The sequence below is a fragment of the Candidatus Walczuchella endosymbiont of Icerya purchasi genome, assembly GCF_964030875.1.
Lineage (GTDB): Bacteria > Bacteroidota > Bacteroidia > Flavobacteriales > Blattabacteriaceae > Walczuchella.
This window is the reverse complement of record NZ_OZ034981.1, coordinates 30,217-47,934: the sequence shown is the minus strand read 5'-3', so window position 1 is coordinate 47,934 and position 17,718 is coordinate 30,217. Positions and strand designations below refer to the sequence as shown.

Annotated in this window: 13 protein-coding genes and 4 tRNA genes; 7 read left to right on the top strand and 10 right to left on the bottom strand. The window is 32.7% G+C overall.

What is annotated here, in order from left to right:
- Nucleotides 1–72: 72 nt before the first annotated feature.
- On the top strand, nucleotides 73–2,001 hold the full coding sequence (locus tag AAHJ01_RS00175) for an ATP-dependent helicase (RefSeq protein ID WP_342226881.1): 1,929 nt from the start codon (nucleotides 73–75) through the stop codon (nucleotides 1,999–2,001).
- Between the two features lie 558 nt (nucleotides 2,002–2,559).
- Nucleotides 2,560–2,634: transfer RNA gene (locus AAHJ01_RS00170), tRNA-Val, on the top strand.
- Between the two features lie 36 nt (nucleotides 2,635–2,670).
- Here AAHJ01_RS00170 and AAHJ01_RS00165 read toward each other — a convergent pair.
- From AAHJ01_RS00165 to AAHJ01_RS00145, 5 genes are all read right to left on the bottom strand, one after another.
- A tRNA-Val gene (locus AAHJ01_RS00165) sits at nucleotides 2,671–2,745 on the bottom strand.
- A 7-nt stretch (nucleotides 2,746–2,752) separates the two neighbouring features.
- Nucleotides 2,753–2,840, bottom strand: a tRNA-Ser gene (locus tag AAHJ01_RS00160).
- Between the two features lie 9 nt (nucleotides 2,841–2,849).
- A complete protein-coding gene (lysA, locus tag AAHJ01_RS00155; RefSeq protein WP_342226880.1) occupies nucleotides 2,850–4,076 on the bottom strand; it encodes a diaminopimelate decarboxylase in 1,227 nt (408 codons plus the stop codon).
- A 5-nt stretch (nucleotides 4,077–4,081) separates the two neighbouring features.
- Nucleotides 4,082–6,508, bottom strand: coding sequence for an endopeptidase La (gene lon / locus AAHJ01_RS00150; RefSeq protein WP_342226879.1), 2,427 nt, complete (start codon nucleotides 6,506–6,508; stop codon nucleotides 4,082–4,084).
- Between the two features lie 483 nt (nucleotides 6,509–6,991).
- Nucleotides 6,992–7,066 (bottom strand) — tRNA-Arg (locus AAHJ01_RS00145).
- Nucleotides 7,067–7,198: 132 nt separating this feature from the next.
- On the opposite strand from AAHJ01_RS00145, the gene rplS reads away from it, so the two are divergent.
- The 3 genes from rplS (at nucleotide 7,199) to lipB (ending at nucleotide 8,336) form a co-directional block, all read left to right on the top strand.
- Nucleotides 7,199–7,561 carry a 50S ribosomal protein L19 gene (gene rplS / locus AAHJ01_RS00140; RefSeq protein WP_342226878.1) on the top strand — a complete coding sequence of 121 codons (363 nt, stop codon included), beginning with the start codon at nucleotides 7,199–7,201 and terminating at the stop codon, nucleotides 7,559–7,561.
- Nucleotides 7,562–7,644: 83 nt separating this feature from the next.
- Entirely contained in the window at nucleotides 7,645–7,788 is a 144-nt protein-coding gene (locus AAHJ01_RS00135; RefSeq protein ID WP_342226877.1) for a hypothetical protein, read from the top strand.
- On the top strand, nucleotides 7,746–8,336 hold the full coding sequence (gene lipB / locus AAHJ01_RS00130) for a lipoyl(octanoyl) transferase LipB (RefSeq protein ID WP_342226876.1): 591 nt from the start codon (nucleotides 7,746–7,748) through the stop codon (nucleotides 8,334–8,336). The genes AAHJ01_RS00135 and lipB overlap by 43 nt, the downstream gene beginning before the upstream one ends.
- Nucleotides 8,337–9,262: 926 nt before the next feature.
- On the opposite strand, the gene AAHJ01_RS00125 is transcribed toward lipB, so the two are convergent.
- The gene (locus tag AAHJ01_RS00125) at nucleotides 9,263–9,556 is read right to left on the bottom strand and encodes a hypothetical protein (protein WP_342226875.1); all 294 of its coding nucleotides are present in this window, start codon (nucleotides 9,554–9,556) and stop codon (nucleotides 9,263–9,265) included.
- 53 nt (nucleotides 9,557–9,609) lie between these two features.
- A complete protein-coding gene (gene dapA, locus AAHJ01_RS00120; protein WP_342226874.1) occupies nucleotides 9,610–10,518 on the bottom strand; it encodes a 4-hydroxy-tetrahydrodipicolinate synthase in 909 nt (302 codons plus the stop codon).
- Nucleotides 10,519–10,685: 167 nt separating this feature from the next.
- Between dapA and lpdA the strand changes: the two genes are divergently transcribed.
- On the top strand, nucleotides 10,686–12,077 hold the full coding sequence (gene lpdA / locus AAHJ01_RS00115) for a dihydrolipoyl dehydrogenase (RefSeq protein WP_342226873.1): 1,392 nt from the start codon (nucleotides 10,686–10,688) through the stop codon (nucleotides 12,075–12,077).
- Between the two features lie 101 nt (nucleotides 12,078–12,178).
- Nucleotides 12,179–13,153 (top strand): GTPase ObgE, encoded by a 975-nt coding sequence (obgE, locus tag AAHJ01_RS00110; protein WP_342226872.1) that lies wholly within the window; start codon nucleotides 12,179–12,181, stop codon nucleotides 13,151–13,153.
- 249 nt (nucleotides 13,154–13,402) lie between these two features.
- Here the strand turns inward: obgE and pheT are convergent, their stop codons facing one another.
- The 3 genes from pheT to fmt all read right to left on the bottom strand — a co-directional run bounded on the left by pheT (nucleotide 13,403) and on the right by fmt (nucleotide 17,680).
- Complete coding sequence (pheT, locus tag AAHJ01_RS00105) at nucleotides 13,403–15,481, bottom strand: phenylalanine--tRNA ligase subunit beta (RefSeq protein ID WP_342226871.1); 2,079 nt, start codon at nucleotides 15,479–15,481, stop codon at nucleotides 13,403–13,405.
- Nucleotides 15,482–15,497: 16 nt separating this feature from the next.
- Nucleotides 15,498–16,592: a DNA polymerase III subunit beta gene (gene dnaN, locus AAHJ01_RS00100; protein WP_342226870.1), complete on the bottom strand. Its 1,095-nt coding sequence runs from the start codon at nucleotides 16,590–16,592 to the stop codon at nucleotides 15,498–15,500.
- Nucleotides 16,593–16,726: 134 nt separating this feature from the next.
- Nucleotides 16,727–17,680 (bottom strand): methionyl-tRNA formyltransferase, encoded by a 954-nt coding sequence (fmt, locus tag AAHJ01_RS00095; RefSeq protein ID WP_342226869.1) that lies wholly within the window; start codon nucleotides 17,678–17,680, stop codon nucleotides 16,727–16,729.
- Nucleotides 17,681–17,718: the final 38 nt, after the last annotated feature.

The window sequence follows — 17,718 nt, the reverse complement described above, 5'->3', positions numbered from 1 at the left end:
CAGAGCGTTAAATTCAGCATCCGAACGCATAGCACAATAATACCTTCGTTTACGTGTACCTAAAATGTTTAGATGAAATTTAATTATATAGCCGATCTGAATTCTATTCAATTAAAAATTGTTACTACTGTAACAGGACCTATCATAGTGATTGCTGGAGCGGGTTCAGGAAAAACTCGTGTACTTACTTATAGAATTGCTCATTTGATGAATCAAGGTATTGATCCGTTGCATATACTAGCACTTACTTTTACCAATAAATCTGCTAGAGAAATGAAGCAACGGATTGCTCATTTAACAGGAAATATCAACATTAAAAATCTGTGTATTGGGACTTTTCATTCAGTATTTGCTAGAATACTCCATACAGAAATTTATAGGTTAGGATATCCTTCAGATTATACTATTTATGATCAGAAAGACGCTGAACACGTCATTAAAAAAATCATTGAAGAGCTACATTTAGAAAAATGTTTTTCTAAACCTAAAACAGTTCTTTCTAGAATTTCTCGTCTAAAAAACAATTTGATTACCGTACAGAATTACTTTGATAATTTTACACGTCATTCACAAAACGCTACCCGTTTAGGATATATTTACCAAGCCTATATAGATCGTTGTTTTAAATACGGTGCTATGGATTTTGATGATATTCTATTACGTACCAATGAACTCTTCACCCGTTTTCCAGAGGTGTTATCCAAGTACCAAGAACGGTTCAAATATATTCTTGTAGATGAGTATCAAGACACAAATTACTCTCAATATCTTATCATCAGAGCTTTAGCCTCTCGTTATAAAAACCTATTTGTAGTAGGGGATGATGCACAAAGCATTTATGCTTTTCGTGGAGCAAATATTAAAAATATACAAAATTTCCAGTTGGATTATCCCTATGCTAAAATTTTTCGATTAGAACAGAATTATAGATCTACTGTACATATTGTACAGGCAGCTAATAATGTCATTGCTTGTAACAAGGAACAGATGTATAAAAAAAATTGGACTAATAACGAAAAAGGAGAAAAAATTAAATTTTATGGTGCTATTTCTGATAAAGAGGAAGGTGATTTTGTAGCAAATACCCTTTTTGAAATAAAATTGCAATATAAATTGCAGAACAAGGATTTCGCTATTCTTTACCGTACCAATGCTCAGTCAAGAGCCCTGGAAGAGTCTCTTAACAAAAAGAAGATTCCTTATAAAATCTATGGAGGTATTTCTTTTTATCAAAGAAAAGAAATTAAAGATTTACTTGCTTATCTCCGGATTTTGGTAAATCCAAACGATGAGGAAGCTCTTCTTAGGATTATCAACTATCCGCATCGTGGAATAGGACCATCTACTATTAATAAACTTCTTGTAACTGCAGATAAACATGGAAAAACACTGTATGAAGTATTAAATAATATCTCTTTTTATGCTAAAGAGATGTGTCTTCATAAAAGAATAACCGCCAAACTTAAAGAGTTTTTTGTAATTATCAAACATTGTTCTATAAAATTAGCTGAAGGAGCGTATGCTACTGCTAAAGAAGTGGTTAAAACTTCTGATTTACTTAGTGATTTATGTAAAGACAATCCTACTGAAGGTCTTTCCCGCTATGAAAATGTACAAGAATTTATAAACAGTATACAGGCCTATACCTCACTCTCTGTTTTTTTAAAAAATATTGCCTTAGCTAGCGATATAGAAAAAACTGATGATGATAGGGTTTCTCTTATGACTGTTCATCTCTCAAAAGGATTAGAATTTCCTATCATTTTTATAGTGGGTATGGAAGAAAATCTTTTTCCATCTATGCTTAGCGTCAAAAATTACGCTAATCTTGAAGAAGAAAGACGTCTGTTTTATGTAGCTCTAACCCGAGCTCAGAAACAGGTGATTTTAAGTTACGCGACAACTCGTTATCGTTGGGGAAAACTCGTTTATGGAGTCCCTAGTCGTTTTATAGAAGAAATAGGACAAGAACGTTTAACAAGATATGTCCAACATAAATAAAATTTTTCACCGGCCATAATCCGGTATAAGCATGCCGTAAAAATTAAAGATAGAGAGACACGAAACCTATGTGCGTAATATGCATTACATTGTACTAAATTCTCCCCTGTTTGATAATATTTGATGTGCTACTTTACTAACCACTGCAAAATTTTTTAGGAGCATCGCTTCAGTTACTGTTCCAAAGGAGCATCGCTTCAGTTACTGTTCCAAAGGAGCATCGCTTCAGTTACTGTTCCAAAGGAGCATCGCTTCAGTTACTGTTCCAAAAGTTTTCAGTCGATGGCACCATTTACGATGCTCCTTGGCCATTTGTGGATTGGTAGCACTATGTTATCCGCATCGTGCAACAGTTATGCGGGGATTGGGACTTGGGACTTTAGGAGCTAGAATAAAACGATGCACGCTGGATTAACTGAATAGAACGATGCACGCTGGATTAACTGAATAGAACGATGCACGCTGGATTAACTGAATAGAACGATGCACGCTGGATTAACTGAATAGAACGATGCACGCTGGATTAACTGAATAGAAAAATATGTTATATTTGTAAAAGGGCGGTTAGCTTAGCTGGGTTAGAGCGTCTACCTTACGAGTAGAAGGTCGCTGGTTCGAATCCAGTACAGCCCACTCATTTTAAATCCGTTCAGTAAAAAATTTCACCCGTGGACATTATCGGAATTGAACCGATGACCTATACCCTGTCAAGGTATCGCTCTTAACCAACTGAGCTAAATGTCCTAAAATATGGCGGAGAAGGAGGGATTCGAACCCGCGGAGATGTTACTCTCAATGGTTTTCAAGACCACCGCAATAGACCACTCTGCCACCTCTCCAACTCTCTCTTATAGAGTTATTTCCACTATATTTCTTAATATATCTTGAATAGTTTCTCTTTGTCTGATTAGATAATCCTGTTTTTTATAAATCATCACTTCGGCCGGACGATATCTAGAATTATAATTTGAGGACATACAAAAACAATAAGCCCCGGCGTTCCTCAAACATAGAATATCTCCCTCATGAATTTCACTTATTTTCTGATTTAAACCAAAAGTATCCGATTCACATATATATCCTACCACTGTATATAAACGAACACGTCCTGACGGATTAGAAATATTTTCGATGTTATGATAAGCATTGTAAAACATTGGTCGAATAAAGTGATTAAAACCTGAATTTACACAAGCAAAAACTGATGAAATAGTTTGTTTAATAGTATTTACTTTGACAAGAAAATAACCTGATTCACTCAGGAGAAATTTTCCAGGTTCAAACACTAAACAAAGTGTTTTCCCATATTCGTTATAAAATTTATTAACTTTTTTACCTAATAAAGGTCCTAACTTTTGAATATATGTTGGGACATCTACCGGGTTATAAGATACTTTAAAACCGCTGCCAAAATCTATATATTCTAGATCTTTGAATTTTATAGCTGCATCGAATAAAATATCAGCACCTCTTAAAAAAATTTCTACATCCAATATATCAGAGCCTGTATGCATATGAAGTCCTTCTACTTTTAACTTAGTATTTTCTACAATCCGTTTGATATGGGGAAATTGATAGTAAGAAATCCCAAATTTAGAATCGATATGTCCAACAGAAATTTTTTCATTACCTCCACCCACAATATGTGGATTAATCCGAATCCCGATAGGATAATCTAAAGAGAATTCTTGTCCAAATTGCTCCAATAGAGAAAGATTATCTATGTGAATACGTACCCCAAATTCTTTCGCTTTTATTATCTCCTCCATAGAGACTCCATTAGGAGTATATATAATTTTTTTTGGGGTAAATCCTGCCAATATTCCAATCTCTACCTCTTGAATAGAAACAGTATCTAATCCTATTCCTTTTTTTTTTAATAATTTTAAAATATTTAGATTCGTGTTTGCTTTGCAAGCATAGTGTATTCCAAGTTTATCTATACAAGAAAAGGCTTGCTTTATTTTTTCATCCTGATTCATAATTTTCTCAGCATCGTATACGTATAAGGGTGTCCCATACTTTTCTGCTAAAGTTCGTAATAGTTCTACATCTAGAGTAGATGATAAATTCATGTATACTAATTTTTCATTAAAGCAATATCGATTACTTCCTTCATCTCTTTCACGTAAAAAAACGTCAAGCCCTCCAGATATTCTTTCTTAATATCAGCAATATCTTTTCTATTTTTATGAGAAAGAATGATCTCCTTAATGCATGAACGTTTCGCTGCCAATATTTTTTCTTTAATGCCTCCCACAGGCAATACTCTTCCTCGTAAAGTAATTTCACCTGTCATTGCTAAATAAGGTTTGACTTTTCTACCTGTATAACTTGATATCAAGGATGCAAGCATAGTAATACCAGCCGATGGTCCATCTTTCGGAACAGCACCTTCAGGAACGTGTATATGTATATTTGTTTTTGAAAACAGATTGGGATCTATATTAAACTCCTGATAGTGAGCTTTTATGTATTGTAACGCAATAGTAGCAGACTCTTTCATAATTTCTCCCAGGTTTCCAGTAATACTTAATAGACCTTTTCCTTGTGAAAGAATAGATTCAATATAAAGAATATCACCACCTGTACTAGTCCAAGCTAATCCAGTAACAACACCAATTGGTATACTCTCTCCTTCATAACGTTCTATATCTTTAGGTACTCCTAATATTTTTTCTATCTCCTCTACACTCAATCGTTTTGAAAATGTATTTCCTATCGCAATATTTTTAGCTGCATGTCTAGCCAACTTAGCAAACTGTTTTTCTAACTCTCTGACCCCGGATTCTTTTGTATAACTTTCGATAACTTTTTCAAATTGTTTTTTTCCCAGTATTAAATCAGTTCTTTTTAACCCATGAGCTTTTAATTGTTTTGGCAGTATATGTTTGTAAGAAATTTCTATTTTTTCTTCAATAGTATATCCATTTATTTCAATGATTTCCATACGATCTAAAAGCGGAGAGTCTATGCTAGAAAGTGAGTTGGCAGTAGCTATAAAAAACACCTTAGAAAGATCATAACCTAATTCTAAAAAATTATCGTAAAAAGAAGTATTCTGTTCCGGATCTAAGACTTCAAGCATAGCTGATGAAGGATCTCCATGTGCTCCGGAACACATTTTATCAATTTCATCTAAAACAAAAACAGGATTAGAAGTTTTTGATTTTTTTATAGATTGTAATATTCGTCCTGGCATTGCTCCAATATAAGTTCTACGATGTCCGCGAATTTCAGCTTCATCGGACATACCTCCTAATGAAATCCGGACGTATTTTCTTTTTAGTGCGTAAGCAATAGATTTTCCTAGAGAAGTTTTTCCAACCCCTGGAGGACCATAGAGACATAGAATAGGAGAACGCATATCAGCACGTAGCTTTAATACAGCTAAATGTTCAATAATTCTCTCTTTGACTTTCTCAAGTCCAGCATGTTCTCTGTCAAGAATTTTCTGCACTCTATATAAATCAAAATGGTCTTTAGAATATTTTTTCCAAGGTAAATCAAGCATTAGATCTAAATAATTGCGTTGTACAGTATATTCAGGCATTTGAGAATTACTCCTTTGGAACTTGTAAAGTTCCTTCTCAAATTGTTCCGATACTTCCTTAGGCCATTTTTTTCTAGCAGCCTTAGTACGCATCTCTTCAATTTCTTTTTCATCAGAAAGATCACCCAATTCCTCTTGGATAGCCTTGATTTGCTGTTGTAGAAAATATTCCCGTTGTTGTTGGTCCATATCGCTACGAACTCGAGATTGAATCTCATTTTTAATACGTATTTGCTGATGTTCTATGCTCAAAAAACGATAGGTTTTTACCGCTCTTTTTTTTATATCGTTTTCATTTAGAAGATTTTGTTTATCTTTGATTGGGAATCCCATATTAGCTGCCACAAAATTAATAAGAAATGAAGGGTTTTCTATGTTTCTAATAGCAAAATTTGCTTCAGATGGTATGTTGGTATTTTCTTGTATAATTTTTATAGCTAACTCTTTTATGGATTCTACTAAAGTCAGATATTCTTTATCCTCAAGAAGAGGATGTAGTTCTTGTAATGGGAAAATTTCAGCTTTGAAATAGGGTTTTTCTTGAATGAATTGCTTAATGATAAATCGGTGTTTTCCCTGAAGAATTACTGTAGTATTCCCATCGGGCATTTTTAATAGTTTTAAAATCTTAGATACTGTCCCAATAGGATACAAGTCTTTTTCAGTAGGTTGGTCTATATTCATATCTTTCTGGGTAAGTACTCCTACTGTTTTGTCCGCACGGTAAGTATCTTGAAGTAATTGAATAGAACGAGTGCGTCCAGCTGTAATAGGAATAACTACTCCAGGGAACAAAACAACGTTTCGTACTGGTAAAATAGTAATTTGTTCTGTAACTCCACCCTCTTTAAGTAGAGGTTCTTCCTCATCCTGATTTATCAAAGGAATAAATTCTGTATCATGTTCAAAATCCGATTCTAAAATGTTTATGATTTTATTTTCAATATATTTCATCGTTCATTTTTTTTACATTCAACCCGTCCTCTTTAAGTCTTTGGAGAAAAAAGGTTGTCTATACTCTTAAAATATAGTGATAATTTTTTTGCTATAGTTTCTCCTACATAATGCATACAGCACTCGTTAAAAATCGGAATTTTTATACCAATCATAAGGGCATGTGCGTAGGTGAAGTAGACTCTCACGCTTAGTATGTTCGTCAAGTTCCTTACGAAGGCTCTGTCAAATTACAAAAAGGAATTCTATAAAGTAGTATTTCTACAAACGAGTAGTTACTGGGAACATAGACGACATCACTTTACGTCATACTGTGATTTTAAAAATCTACGGAATAATTATAAACGACGATATCGGATTATTGGTTCTTAGGCAAATATACAGCATTAATAAATTGGAAATCATCCCTTATTTCTAGATCTGCGAACAGAATTATGGGGTGCAGATTATTCTTAACGTTTTGATAAATAACTCATTATGGTGTGACCTCGGAGGGAGTCGAACCCACAAACCTTCTGATCCGTAGTCAGATGCTCTGTCCAATTAAGCTACGAGGCCTACGAATTATATCTGTAATATACGCCAAGAACCAAGAAGAATAACGACAATTTATTAATAACCACGATCAATAATTACCATGGTAATTTTTTTAATATATGTATATTTGTTTAAAATGTTTTTTTTTATGCCATGCACACACTCATAAAATATGTACAAGAAAAATCTCTTTATAAAAAAGAGAGTACTAATTTTAATCCTGGAGATACCATTACTGTTTTTTCTGAGATCAAAGAAGGATCAAAAATTCGTGTACAATCCTTTAAAGGAGTAGTCATTAAAAAAAAAGGAGAAGGTTATACAGCCACTTTTTCTGTTAGAAAAATGAGTGGAGACGTGGGAGTTGAACGTTTATTTATAATAAGCCAACCTAATATTAAAAAAATAGAAGTTAATAAAAAAGGAAAAGTCAGACGATCAAAAATTTATTACTTTTCTAAACTAAGAGGTAAAAAATCGTGTCTAAAAGAAAAAAGAAACTCCTCTTTAGCATAGAGGGTCGAATAACACTTATGTAGGTTTTATTTTATAAGACGGAAAAATTGCTCAAGAACTAGTAGTATATTTGAACATTAACAATGAAAAAAATTGTTTGGGGAAATAATTTAGGTCTTATAGATTATTTAAAGTCTTGGGAATATCAAAAATATCTGTTTCAACAACTTCTCATTAAAAAAAAATGTCTTTTAAAGATCAAAGAAATGTCGGTTATCTTTTATTAGCCGAACATCCGCATGTATATACTATAGGTAGAAAAGCTAAATATGACGATTACATTTTATTATCTACAAAGCGTCTGAACCAATTAGGAGCCCGTTTTTACAAAATTGACAGAGGAGGTAATGTTACTTACCATGGTCCTGGACAACTGGTAGTTTATCCTATATTAGATTTAGAATCTTTTTTTATAGATATACATAAATATTTACGTTCTTTAGAAGAAGTTGTCATTCGTTTATTATCTCTATACGGATTGTCTTGTGACAGATTATTAGGAGAAACAGGAGTTTGGTTGGATGTAGGAAAGTCTTCTGCACGAAAAATATGTGCTATAGGTATTAAAATGAGTAATTGGGTAAGTATGCATGGATTGGCGCTAAACATTAATACTGATATGAGTTATTTTAATCAGATTAGCCCTTGTGGGCTAAAAGGAAAAGGAGTAAGTTCAATTGCTCAAGAATTAGGACGGAAATTTTCTATGGAAAAAGTAATTTTGGAGTTAAAGAATCTTTTTGAAGCCGTGTTTAAGGTATATTGTCTACCCTAAAATATTGACGTTCACTGACCTCTCAAGGTCGGATAGTATTTAGCTATTTTTTCTACATAGTGATAAATTGATTGTAATTCCTTTTTCTATTATGGTAAAATCCACGTTTATTAACATACTTAAGTTGTTTAGACAGTTGACAGTTGACAGTTTACAGTTGACAGTTGACAGTTGATATATAATTATGATGGAATGTATTAAATATTACGTCTAGCATGTATCCGTAATGTATACGTTTTTCAACCCAAAGGAAGTTCCGCACCCCTCCGACCTAGCATATCATTCCTGTGTAATACCACGAACTAATCTAAGGTTCAAATTTAAAGCCTTCTTTCCTCGTTTATAACCATAAAAGAATTTATAAAAACACTTAAAGATGTTTAATTATATTCTCTGTGATTGAACTGGTAATCTGAGTTAAGGCATCGTAAAGTTAAATTGATCTAGAGCTGATAACATCGGCATCACATTTATAAAATTCTAGCTTTTTGAGGACTATTCAACCTCCATACTTGTTTATAGATTTTAAAAGGAAAAAACATAACGTGCAAAAGGCACTGTTAAATCATAACGTGCAAAAGGCACTGTTAAATCATAACGTGCAAAAGGCACTGTTAAATCATAACGAAGGAGATCAACCAAAAATGTAAAAAATCTCGTGTTCCTTTTGGAATGCTAAGCTTATATTTTATAGATACCGCATACACTTATCGCTAAACAAGGTATCGCTAAACAAGGAATTACTGGGTATGTATTTGATGGAAGTGCACTTGCCACAGAGAAAGTGTTCGTGCTATACGCTAGTGTAGCAGCTAAAGCTTGCGCAGTTTACGTCTCACCTTTAAGATGAGTAACTTATTCATGATATCCGAATACGGGTTTTAAATTCTAGCCGCAGGTTTATGCAGTTCCTGCTCCATTAGGGGTTAATTATACTCATTTGGGTTATAGAAAAATAACTTTCCATCTATCAATTCTTGAATAGCCATGGAGGTCGGTTTCGGAAGATTTTCATAAGTTCTATAGATTTCTATCTGTTCTTTCTTTTCAAGAATATTCTCTAATAAATTTTTTGAGGACGATTCAAGTTGTTTCTGTAATTTAATTTTAATATAATTGATAATTTTATTCGAACGCTTCCCAAGTATATTTATAATTACATAAATATTTTCTCCACACTTTTCTAATTCTTTTCGGTCGATAATTTCGGTATAGTTCATATTTTTTTAATTACTTTTGGCTATCGCTTTGTAAAGAAAATCGTTTCAATCTACTATACGGAAGTTTTTTTGTTACATATTTTTATATAACGCTTGAGAGCCTCCTCTATTTTTCTTGAAAGAATTTCTGAAGCTCTTACAATAGGTAAACGAACATAAGATTCACATACGTTTAATATATGTAATAATGATTTAATACCTGAAGGGTTTCCTTCTTTATAAATAAGATTCATCAGATCTAACATTTGATAATAATGTTTAAACGACTCTTTCACATTACCTTCTAGTGCGTTATGTACCATTTTAGAAAAGACATTTGGAAAACCTTGTCCAAGAACTGATATCAGACCGTCCCCTCCACCTAAAATAGTAGGAAGAGCTAGGATATCGTCTCCGGAAATTACACTGAAATGTGTAGGCTTTTCCTTTATGATTTCATAAGATTGTATAAGGCTTCCAGAAACTTCTTTAATAGCTACAATATTTTCAAATTCTTTCGAAAGCCGTAATACAGTTTTTGGAAGAATATTAGATCCTGTTCGAGAAGGTACGTTATATAAAATAATTTTAGCCTTGGTTTTCTCTACTATTTGTTTAAAATGCTGATAAATCCCTTCTTGGGAAGGTCTATTATAATAAGGTACTATTGAAAGAATAGCTTCAAAATCAAAAATCTGGGTCTGTTCAATTTTTTGAATTACTTTTTCGGTATTATTACCTCCGATACTGAGGACAATAGGGACTTTTTTTTTATTCATAGAATGAATACAACGTATAATATCGTTCTTTTCCTCATTTTTCAATGTTGCTGATTCAGCAGTAGTACCTAGAAGAACTAGATAATCTATATCTTCTTTTAAAACGTGTTCTGTTAGTCGTTCTAAACCTTTGAAATCTACTCTATTTTTTTCGTCAAAAGGCGTTGCGAGAGCTATACCTATCCCGCGTAGTTGTTTCTTCATCTTTTATCCGTAATATCAATGTTTATCTCGTGCTTAAGCTCCGATTATTTTTCTTCCACTCAGTGTGTGATTCTTTGCCTTACGTTACTACGATTATACTTCCTCATGTTTAGAGGCAAATTTATTACTTAAAATATATATTAGAATTTTTCTAACGTCTTTTTTATATGGATTTTGATTTAATCGTTATTGGTAGTGGTCCCGGTGGTTATGTAGCGGCGATACGAGCTGCACAATTAGGTCTGAAAACAGCCATTATTGAAAAAGAGCATCTTGGTGGAATTTGTCTAAATTGGGGGTGCATACCCACTAAATCTTTGCTTAAAAGTGCAAATACATTTCATTCTCTTAAACATGCAGAAGATTATGGATTGATCGCTGAAAATATTCATTTCGATTTTCTTAGTATTATTAAACGTAGCAGAAATCTGTCTGAAAAGATGAGAAAAGGGATTAATTTTTTGATGCGGAAAAATAAAATAGAAGTGATTTTTGGAAGGGCGAAAATTCATCCTGGGAAAAAAGTTATTGTATTTAAAGAAAATGAAAAAGAATGTGAATACACATCCCAGTACATTATCCTTGCTACTGGAGCACGTTCTATAAATCTTCCCGATCTTCCTCAGGACGGTAAGAAGATTATAGATTATCGTCAAGCTCTTGTCTTGTCTGAGCTTCCTAAACGTCTGATGGTTGTAGGTTCAGGAGCAATTGGAGTCGAATTTGCCTATTTTTATAATACGTTGGGAACGAAAGTTACTTTAATAGAAAAGCTTGCTAATATTCTTCCAACAGAAGACTCGGAAATTTCTCAACAACTAGAACTTTCTTTTAAAAAAAGTGGTATAGAAGTTCTTACTTCTTCATCAGTATTTAAAGTAGATACCTCTGGTAAAGACCTAAAAGTTTCTATTAAAGGTCCTAAACAAGAAAGAATTATAGAAACTGATGTAGTACTTTCAGCCGTAGGTGTTACGCCTAATGTGGAATTACTCGGATTAGAAGAAGTAGGTATTAAAATGGATCGTAGGGGATCTATTATAGTGGATAATTTTTATCGAACAAATATTGATGGTTATTATGCCATCGGTGATGTAGTACACGGCCCTGCATTAGCACACGTTGCTTCTTCCGAAGGCCTTACCTGTGTAGAGCATATCCAAGGTCTGGATGTAGAACCTATCGATTATGGAAATATTCCGAGTTGTATTTATTGCAGTCCGGAAATAGCCTCAGTAGGTCTCACTGAAAAAGAAACTAAAGAAAAAGGATATGATACTAAGGTCGGTAAATTTCCTTTTTCGGCTCTTGGAAAATCCACTATTAATGGTGAAAATGAAGGTTTTATTAAAGTTATTTTTGATGCTAAATATGGTGAATGGCTAGGATGTCATATAATAGGTACAGGTGTTACGGACATAATTACAGAAGCTGTGATCGCTCGTAAATTAGAAACAACCAGTCATGAAATTCTTAAGTCTATACATCCTCATCCTACTCTTAGTGAAGCAATTATGGAAGCTGTATCTGATGCCTATGGTACATGTATTCATATATAGTTTAAACCCATCCTGCATATCACTACGGACATATAGCACGTTGACTTTTTTTATGCGCGAACTTAAAACATCCTTCTGGAGATCTATCATATAATTTCTTCATGTATACAGGTAATTTCATAGACCAAGTAAAAATTTTTTGCAAAAGTGGAGATGGAGGTTCCGGGTCATTACATTTTCGTAGGGAAAAATTTGTGTATAAAGGTGGTTTTGACGGAGGAGATGGAGGAAATGGAGGAAGTATTTTCTTGCAGGGGAATTGTAAAATATGGACGTTACTTCATTTTAAATATAACAGGCATTATAAAGCTGAAAACGGACTACCAGGAAAAGGAAATAGGATGAAAGGAGCGTCAGGACAAGATCTAGTATTGCAAGTCCCTATTGGAACAATAGTAAAAGATAAAAAAGAAAATCTGATTTTTGAAATCACTCAGGAAAGGCAAAAAAAAATGCTGTTAGAGGGAGGAAGAGGTGGTCTAGGTAATTGGCATTTTAGAAATGCGTTAAAGAAATATTCACAACCTGGGTTTACAGGAAAAGAAGAATGGATTTTTTTAGAACTAAAAATATTGTCAGATGTAGGGATCGTCGGATTTCCTAATGCAGGAAAGTCTACACTACTTTCCGTACTTACAGAAGCCAAACCTAAAATTGCAGATTATGCTTTTACGACTCTAGTTCCTCAACTAGGAATTGTGCAGTACAAAAATAAACAATCCTTTATACTGGCTGATATTCCTGGCATTATAGATGGGGCAAGTAAAGGAAGAGGGATAGGGGATCGTTTTCTTCGTCATATTGAACGTAATGCAGTGCTTGTCTTTTTGATACCTGCTAATTCTAGAGATGTTGTAAAAGAATATGATATTCTTTTGAAAGAGATATCGGCTTATAATCCTAATATTATGAATAAAAAGCATCTTTTGGTTATTTCTAAATCTGATTTATTAGACAATCAAAGTATTAAAGAAAAAATTCCTCTAGATTTACATCCGATATTCATATCTTCTCATAATAAAAAAGGATTAGAAGAACTCAAAGAGGCTTTATGGAAACGTCTTAAAACCCCTTAAAAACAGTACATTGAACTCTTAGATGCTTTTGTACCCTCTTGCCTACGATCCACATCAAGAATGTTGACCCCATACTATTTTTTTTGTTGGTTTTCTTTGCACTTCATCCTTATTATACCATAAACTGATCCCATTGTGATCCAGTAGGGAATTATAGAAACTAAGAATCTTATACACCAAAATGCTGATAATGTCATGAATAAAAAGACTAAAAATTGTATTGTTTTAGATAAATGGGGAACCCCACTTCTATCTAAACTCTGCATATAAGGATTTTTTAAGAGCGTTACGGATGTTATCCATAACATGATTTATACGATCAACAGTTAGAGTACGTTCTTGGTCTTCAAAATAGAAACTCAAAGCATAAGATTTTTTCCCGAAAGGTAGCTTTTCTCCTTCATATACATCAAATAGATGTACTTCTTTAAGAAGTTTTTTTTCGGTTTTTTTCGACTCTTGATAGAGTTCTTCAAAAGATATATTTCTATTTATCAAAATAGATAAATCTCTACGAACCCCAGGATATTTAGGCAATTTATTAAAAACAATTCTGTTTACCTTAAATATTTTTATTAAATATTCCCAATATATTTCAGCATAAAATACTTCTTGTTTAATATCAAAATGCTCTATTATAGATTTCTTGACACATCCCAGTCTAACTAGATCATACTGTTTATAGGTAAACAAAAGACTATTACCTAATAGGTTGTCTTCTGTAAGTATTTGTTCAAAATGGGTAACCCCACTGATTTTTAGTAAAGCTTCCACAATACCTTTTAGTGCAAAAAATGAAAAGAATTCATTGGAGTGTAACCAATGTTTTTTATTTTTTTTTCCACTTATTACCAACGATAAACGTTCATTTTCTATATATTTTTCGTTTTTTTTGCCATAAATTTTTCCCCATTCGAAGAGTTTTAAAAAAGTATTCCTATGATTAATGTTATGAGAAACACGTTCTAAAAGTCCGAACAATAAACTTTGTCTCAAAAGGGAGCAATCTTCGCTAAGCGGATTTAATAGTTCAATAGCTTTAAAAGATTCGTCCCTGAAGAATTGTTTATATTTGTAATGCGTCATAGATAAATTAATTACTTCATAAAAGCCTTGTGCATTCAAAAATGTGGATATTTTTTCTTTCGTTGTTTCATAATTAGGTATTTTTTTTTCGACCTTTAGAGAAAAACAAAAGGTTCCAGATGTTTTTACCCGATTATATCCATACATTCTTAAAATTTCTTCTATGATATCACATTCGTTTTGGACATCTATTCTCTTTGGGGGGACAGAAACCCTGAGCATTTTTTTATTTTCTGATAAAATATTTATATCCAATAAGTAAAGAATTTTTTTGACTTCATTCTTCCGAAGCGTTTCACCTAAAATCCTATTGATTGTTTCATAACGCAATTCTATTGTAAAACATTTTACAGGTTTAGGATAAAGATCTATAGGTTCAGATATTCTTCCACCTGCAATTTCTTGTATTAGTAGTGCTGCTCGTTTGAGAGCATAAAGTACTTGTTCGGGATCTGTTCCACGTTCAACTCGAAAGGAAGCATCAGTGTTCACAGCATGTCTTTTAACACTTTTTCTTATATTCATAGTATTAAAACAGGCGCTTTCAAGGAATATATTTTGTGTTTTATCAGTAACGCTTGAATGAATACTTCCTAAAATACCAGCTAAAAAAAGTGGTCTATGAGTATCACAAATCATTAGGTCTTCCTTATGAAGGAGATATTTTCTCTTATCTACTGTTTGAAACGGTATCCCATTATTAGATAATGTTTTTATGTATATTTTTTCTCCTTTAATATTATCATAATCAAAAACGTGAATAGGTTGCCCTATCTCGTTCATAACAAAGTTGGTAACGTCTACGACATTATTAATAGTATTTAATTGTATAGATTGTAACCGTTTCTGTAGCCAAGTAGGAGAGGGGGAGATTCTTACACCTTTTATAAAACATCCGCTATAACGTATACAATGTTCAGGAGATTTTATAGAGATTGGGAAACATAAAACACTTTTCTCTGATTTAAAATTCTTTATATCAGGTCTATGAATTTCTACTTTATATTTTCTCACCTTGAGAGCAGCATAAATATCTTTTGCTATACCAAAATGACTAAGAGCATATGAACGATTAGGTGTAATATTTACTTCAAGTAGATAATCTTTTTTCGTTAAAAGTGGACTATATAATTCTTCACAATTTTCTACTTCAAGCCCTATATCAGTAAGTATTTCACAAATATGGTTAGCCGTTAATTCAGAGTATAAATATTTCGTCAGCCAGTTGTAAGATATTTTCATGCAATGGCAAATATTTTTAATCGTTAAGCATTATAGGCATAACTAACATCATAACTTCTCCTTCTTCATTTTCTAAAGGGATTAAAATACCGGCGAGGTTGGGTTCCGACATTTTAAATATTATCTCCTCAGAACGTAGATGGTATAGTATTTCTATAATAAATTTTGAATTAAAACCTATTGTAATGTCTTCTCCCTTATAATCGAAAGGAAAGATTTCTTGCGCTTTGTTTGAAAAATCAACATCTTCTGCAATTATTTTTGTTTGGTCTCTATTGAAATGGAAACAAATTTTATTAGAAAAAATAGAAATTCTTTTCAGAATTCTTAAAAAGAACTTTCGGTTAATAGTAAGAACTTTATTGCTCTCTTTTGGAATTACTGTTTCATAATTTGGATATTTTCCATTAATTAGTTGACATGTCAGAATTTTGTTGTCAAAAATCAAACGGGTATTAGTTTCATTATATTCTATAGTTAGCTCCCCTTCTTCAGAAAGCATATTTTTAAGCAGCTTCAATGGTTTCTTGGGAAGAATGAATTCAGTAATTTTTTCGGTCTTTAAATCTTTTATCACATGTTTAACCAGTTTATGAGCATCGGTAGCGACAAAAGTAGATCCTTCTGGAGTCAGTTGGAAAAGAACACCCGTCATTACTAGTAAAAATTCATCGGAACTAGTAGCAAAAAGAGTTTTATTGATCACCTTTAATAAAGTATTTGTTTTTAACAGCAACATATTTTGCCTCTCTAGAATCGGAGCTTTAGGAAATTCTTCCCCATTTTTAAATGGTAAAGAATAAGATCCTTGTTCTGAAGTAATTTCTAGAGTATCTCTTCTTGTAGAAAACGTAAGTGTTTGCTCATCAAAATTTTTGATTATATCAGTAATAAACCTTGCTGTAACTGCTATTTTACCTACTGTGTAAGAATTTACTTGCGTTTTACAACTTATAGTAGTCTCTAAATCGGACGAAGTAATAATAAGCTTATCTCCCTGTAATTCAAAAAGAAAATTATCTAATATAGGTAGAGCATTACTACTGCTAATTAGTCCAAGTAATATTTTAAGTTGGGTTAAAAGTTGTGAACTTGAAACTATGAATTTCATAGAAACTATATTTTATAATCTCTACAAAAGTAGCGTGGGGAGGTCTAGAACCCACGACCTACGAGTTATGAATCCGACGCTATAACCAGCTTAGCTACCACGCCACGGTTAAGGATATACATTTAATAAGCATCTTAGTAGATTATGGTATAATTTTTTCCTTGCATTCCGTTTATGATATCTTTTACAGGTATCCGTCGTTTTCCTTCTATTTGTGCTTCTACAATAGAAATATATCCCTCTTTTAGAGAGACTTTCATATATTTATTATCGATGAGAATATTTCCTACTGTTATATCATGTTTTTCACGTATACAGTTGGCAGAATAGATTTTCAACTTACATTTTTGACCTGAATTATCCATTAACTGCGTCCAAGCTCCAAGAAAAGGACTAAGACCACGAATTTTGTTATAAATAGTTTCTATGGAATCTTTCCAATTAATTTTTCCATCTCTATGAAATAGCTTAGGCGCCTTTTTTATAGTCCCGTTTATAGACTGTGGTTTAGGTTTTATTTTATTTTCAATAATTCCTTGAATAGTATCAATCACTGCATTAGCACCTATATTAGCTAATCTTTGATAAAGATCTCCGGCAGTTTCTTTTGGTCCAATAAAAGTTTTTCTCTGCAATAGCAATTCTCCTGTGTCTATTTTATCATTTAATAGTAAAGTACTGACTCCAGTTTCTTTTTCTCCATTCATAATAACCCACTGTATTGGAGCTGCTCCACGGTAATTTGGAAGCAAAGAAGCATGAAGATTAAAACTACCTAAAGGAGGTAGTTCCCAAATACACTTTGGAATTTTACGGTAGGAAACTACGACAATTATATCGGCTTTCCAAGACCGTAAAACTTCTAAAAAATCAGTATTTTGCAAATTTTTTGGTTGCAAAAGCGCAAGATGATTCTTAATTGCACATTCTTTTACCGAAAATTTCTCTTTTTTTTGTTTTCTTCCAGAAGGATGATCTGGAGCAGTAACCACCCCAATGACATTATATTTTTTTCTCAAAATTTCTTCAAGAGAGACAACAGAAAAACTTGAGCTCCCCATAAATACTATTTTTGGATACTTCTTCATCCGAATTGTATTATTTTTTTAATATCAATTTCCCCTAA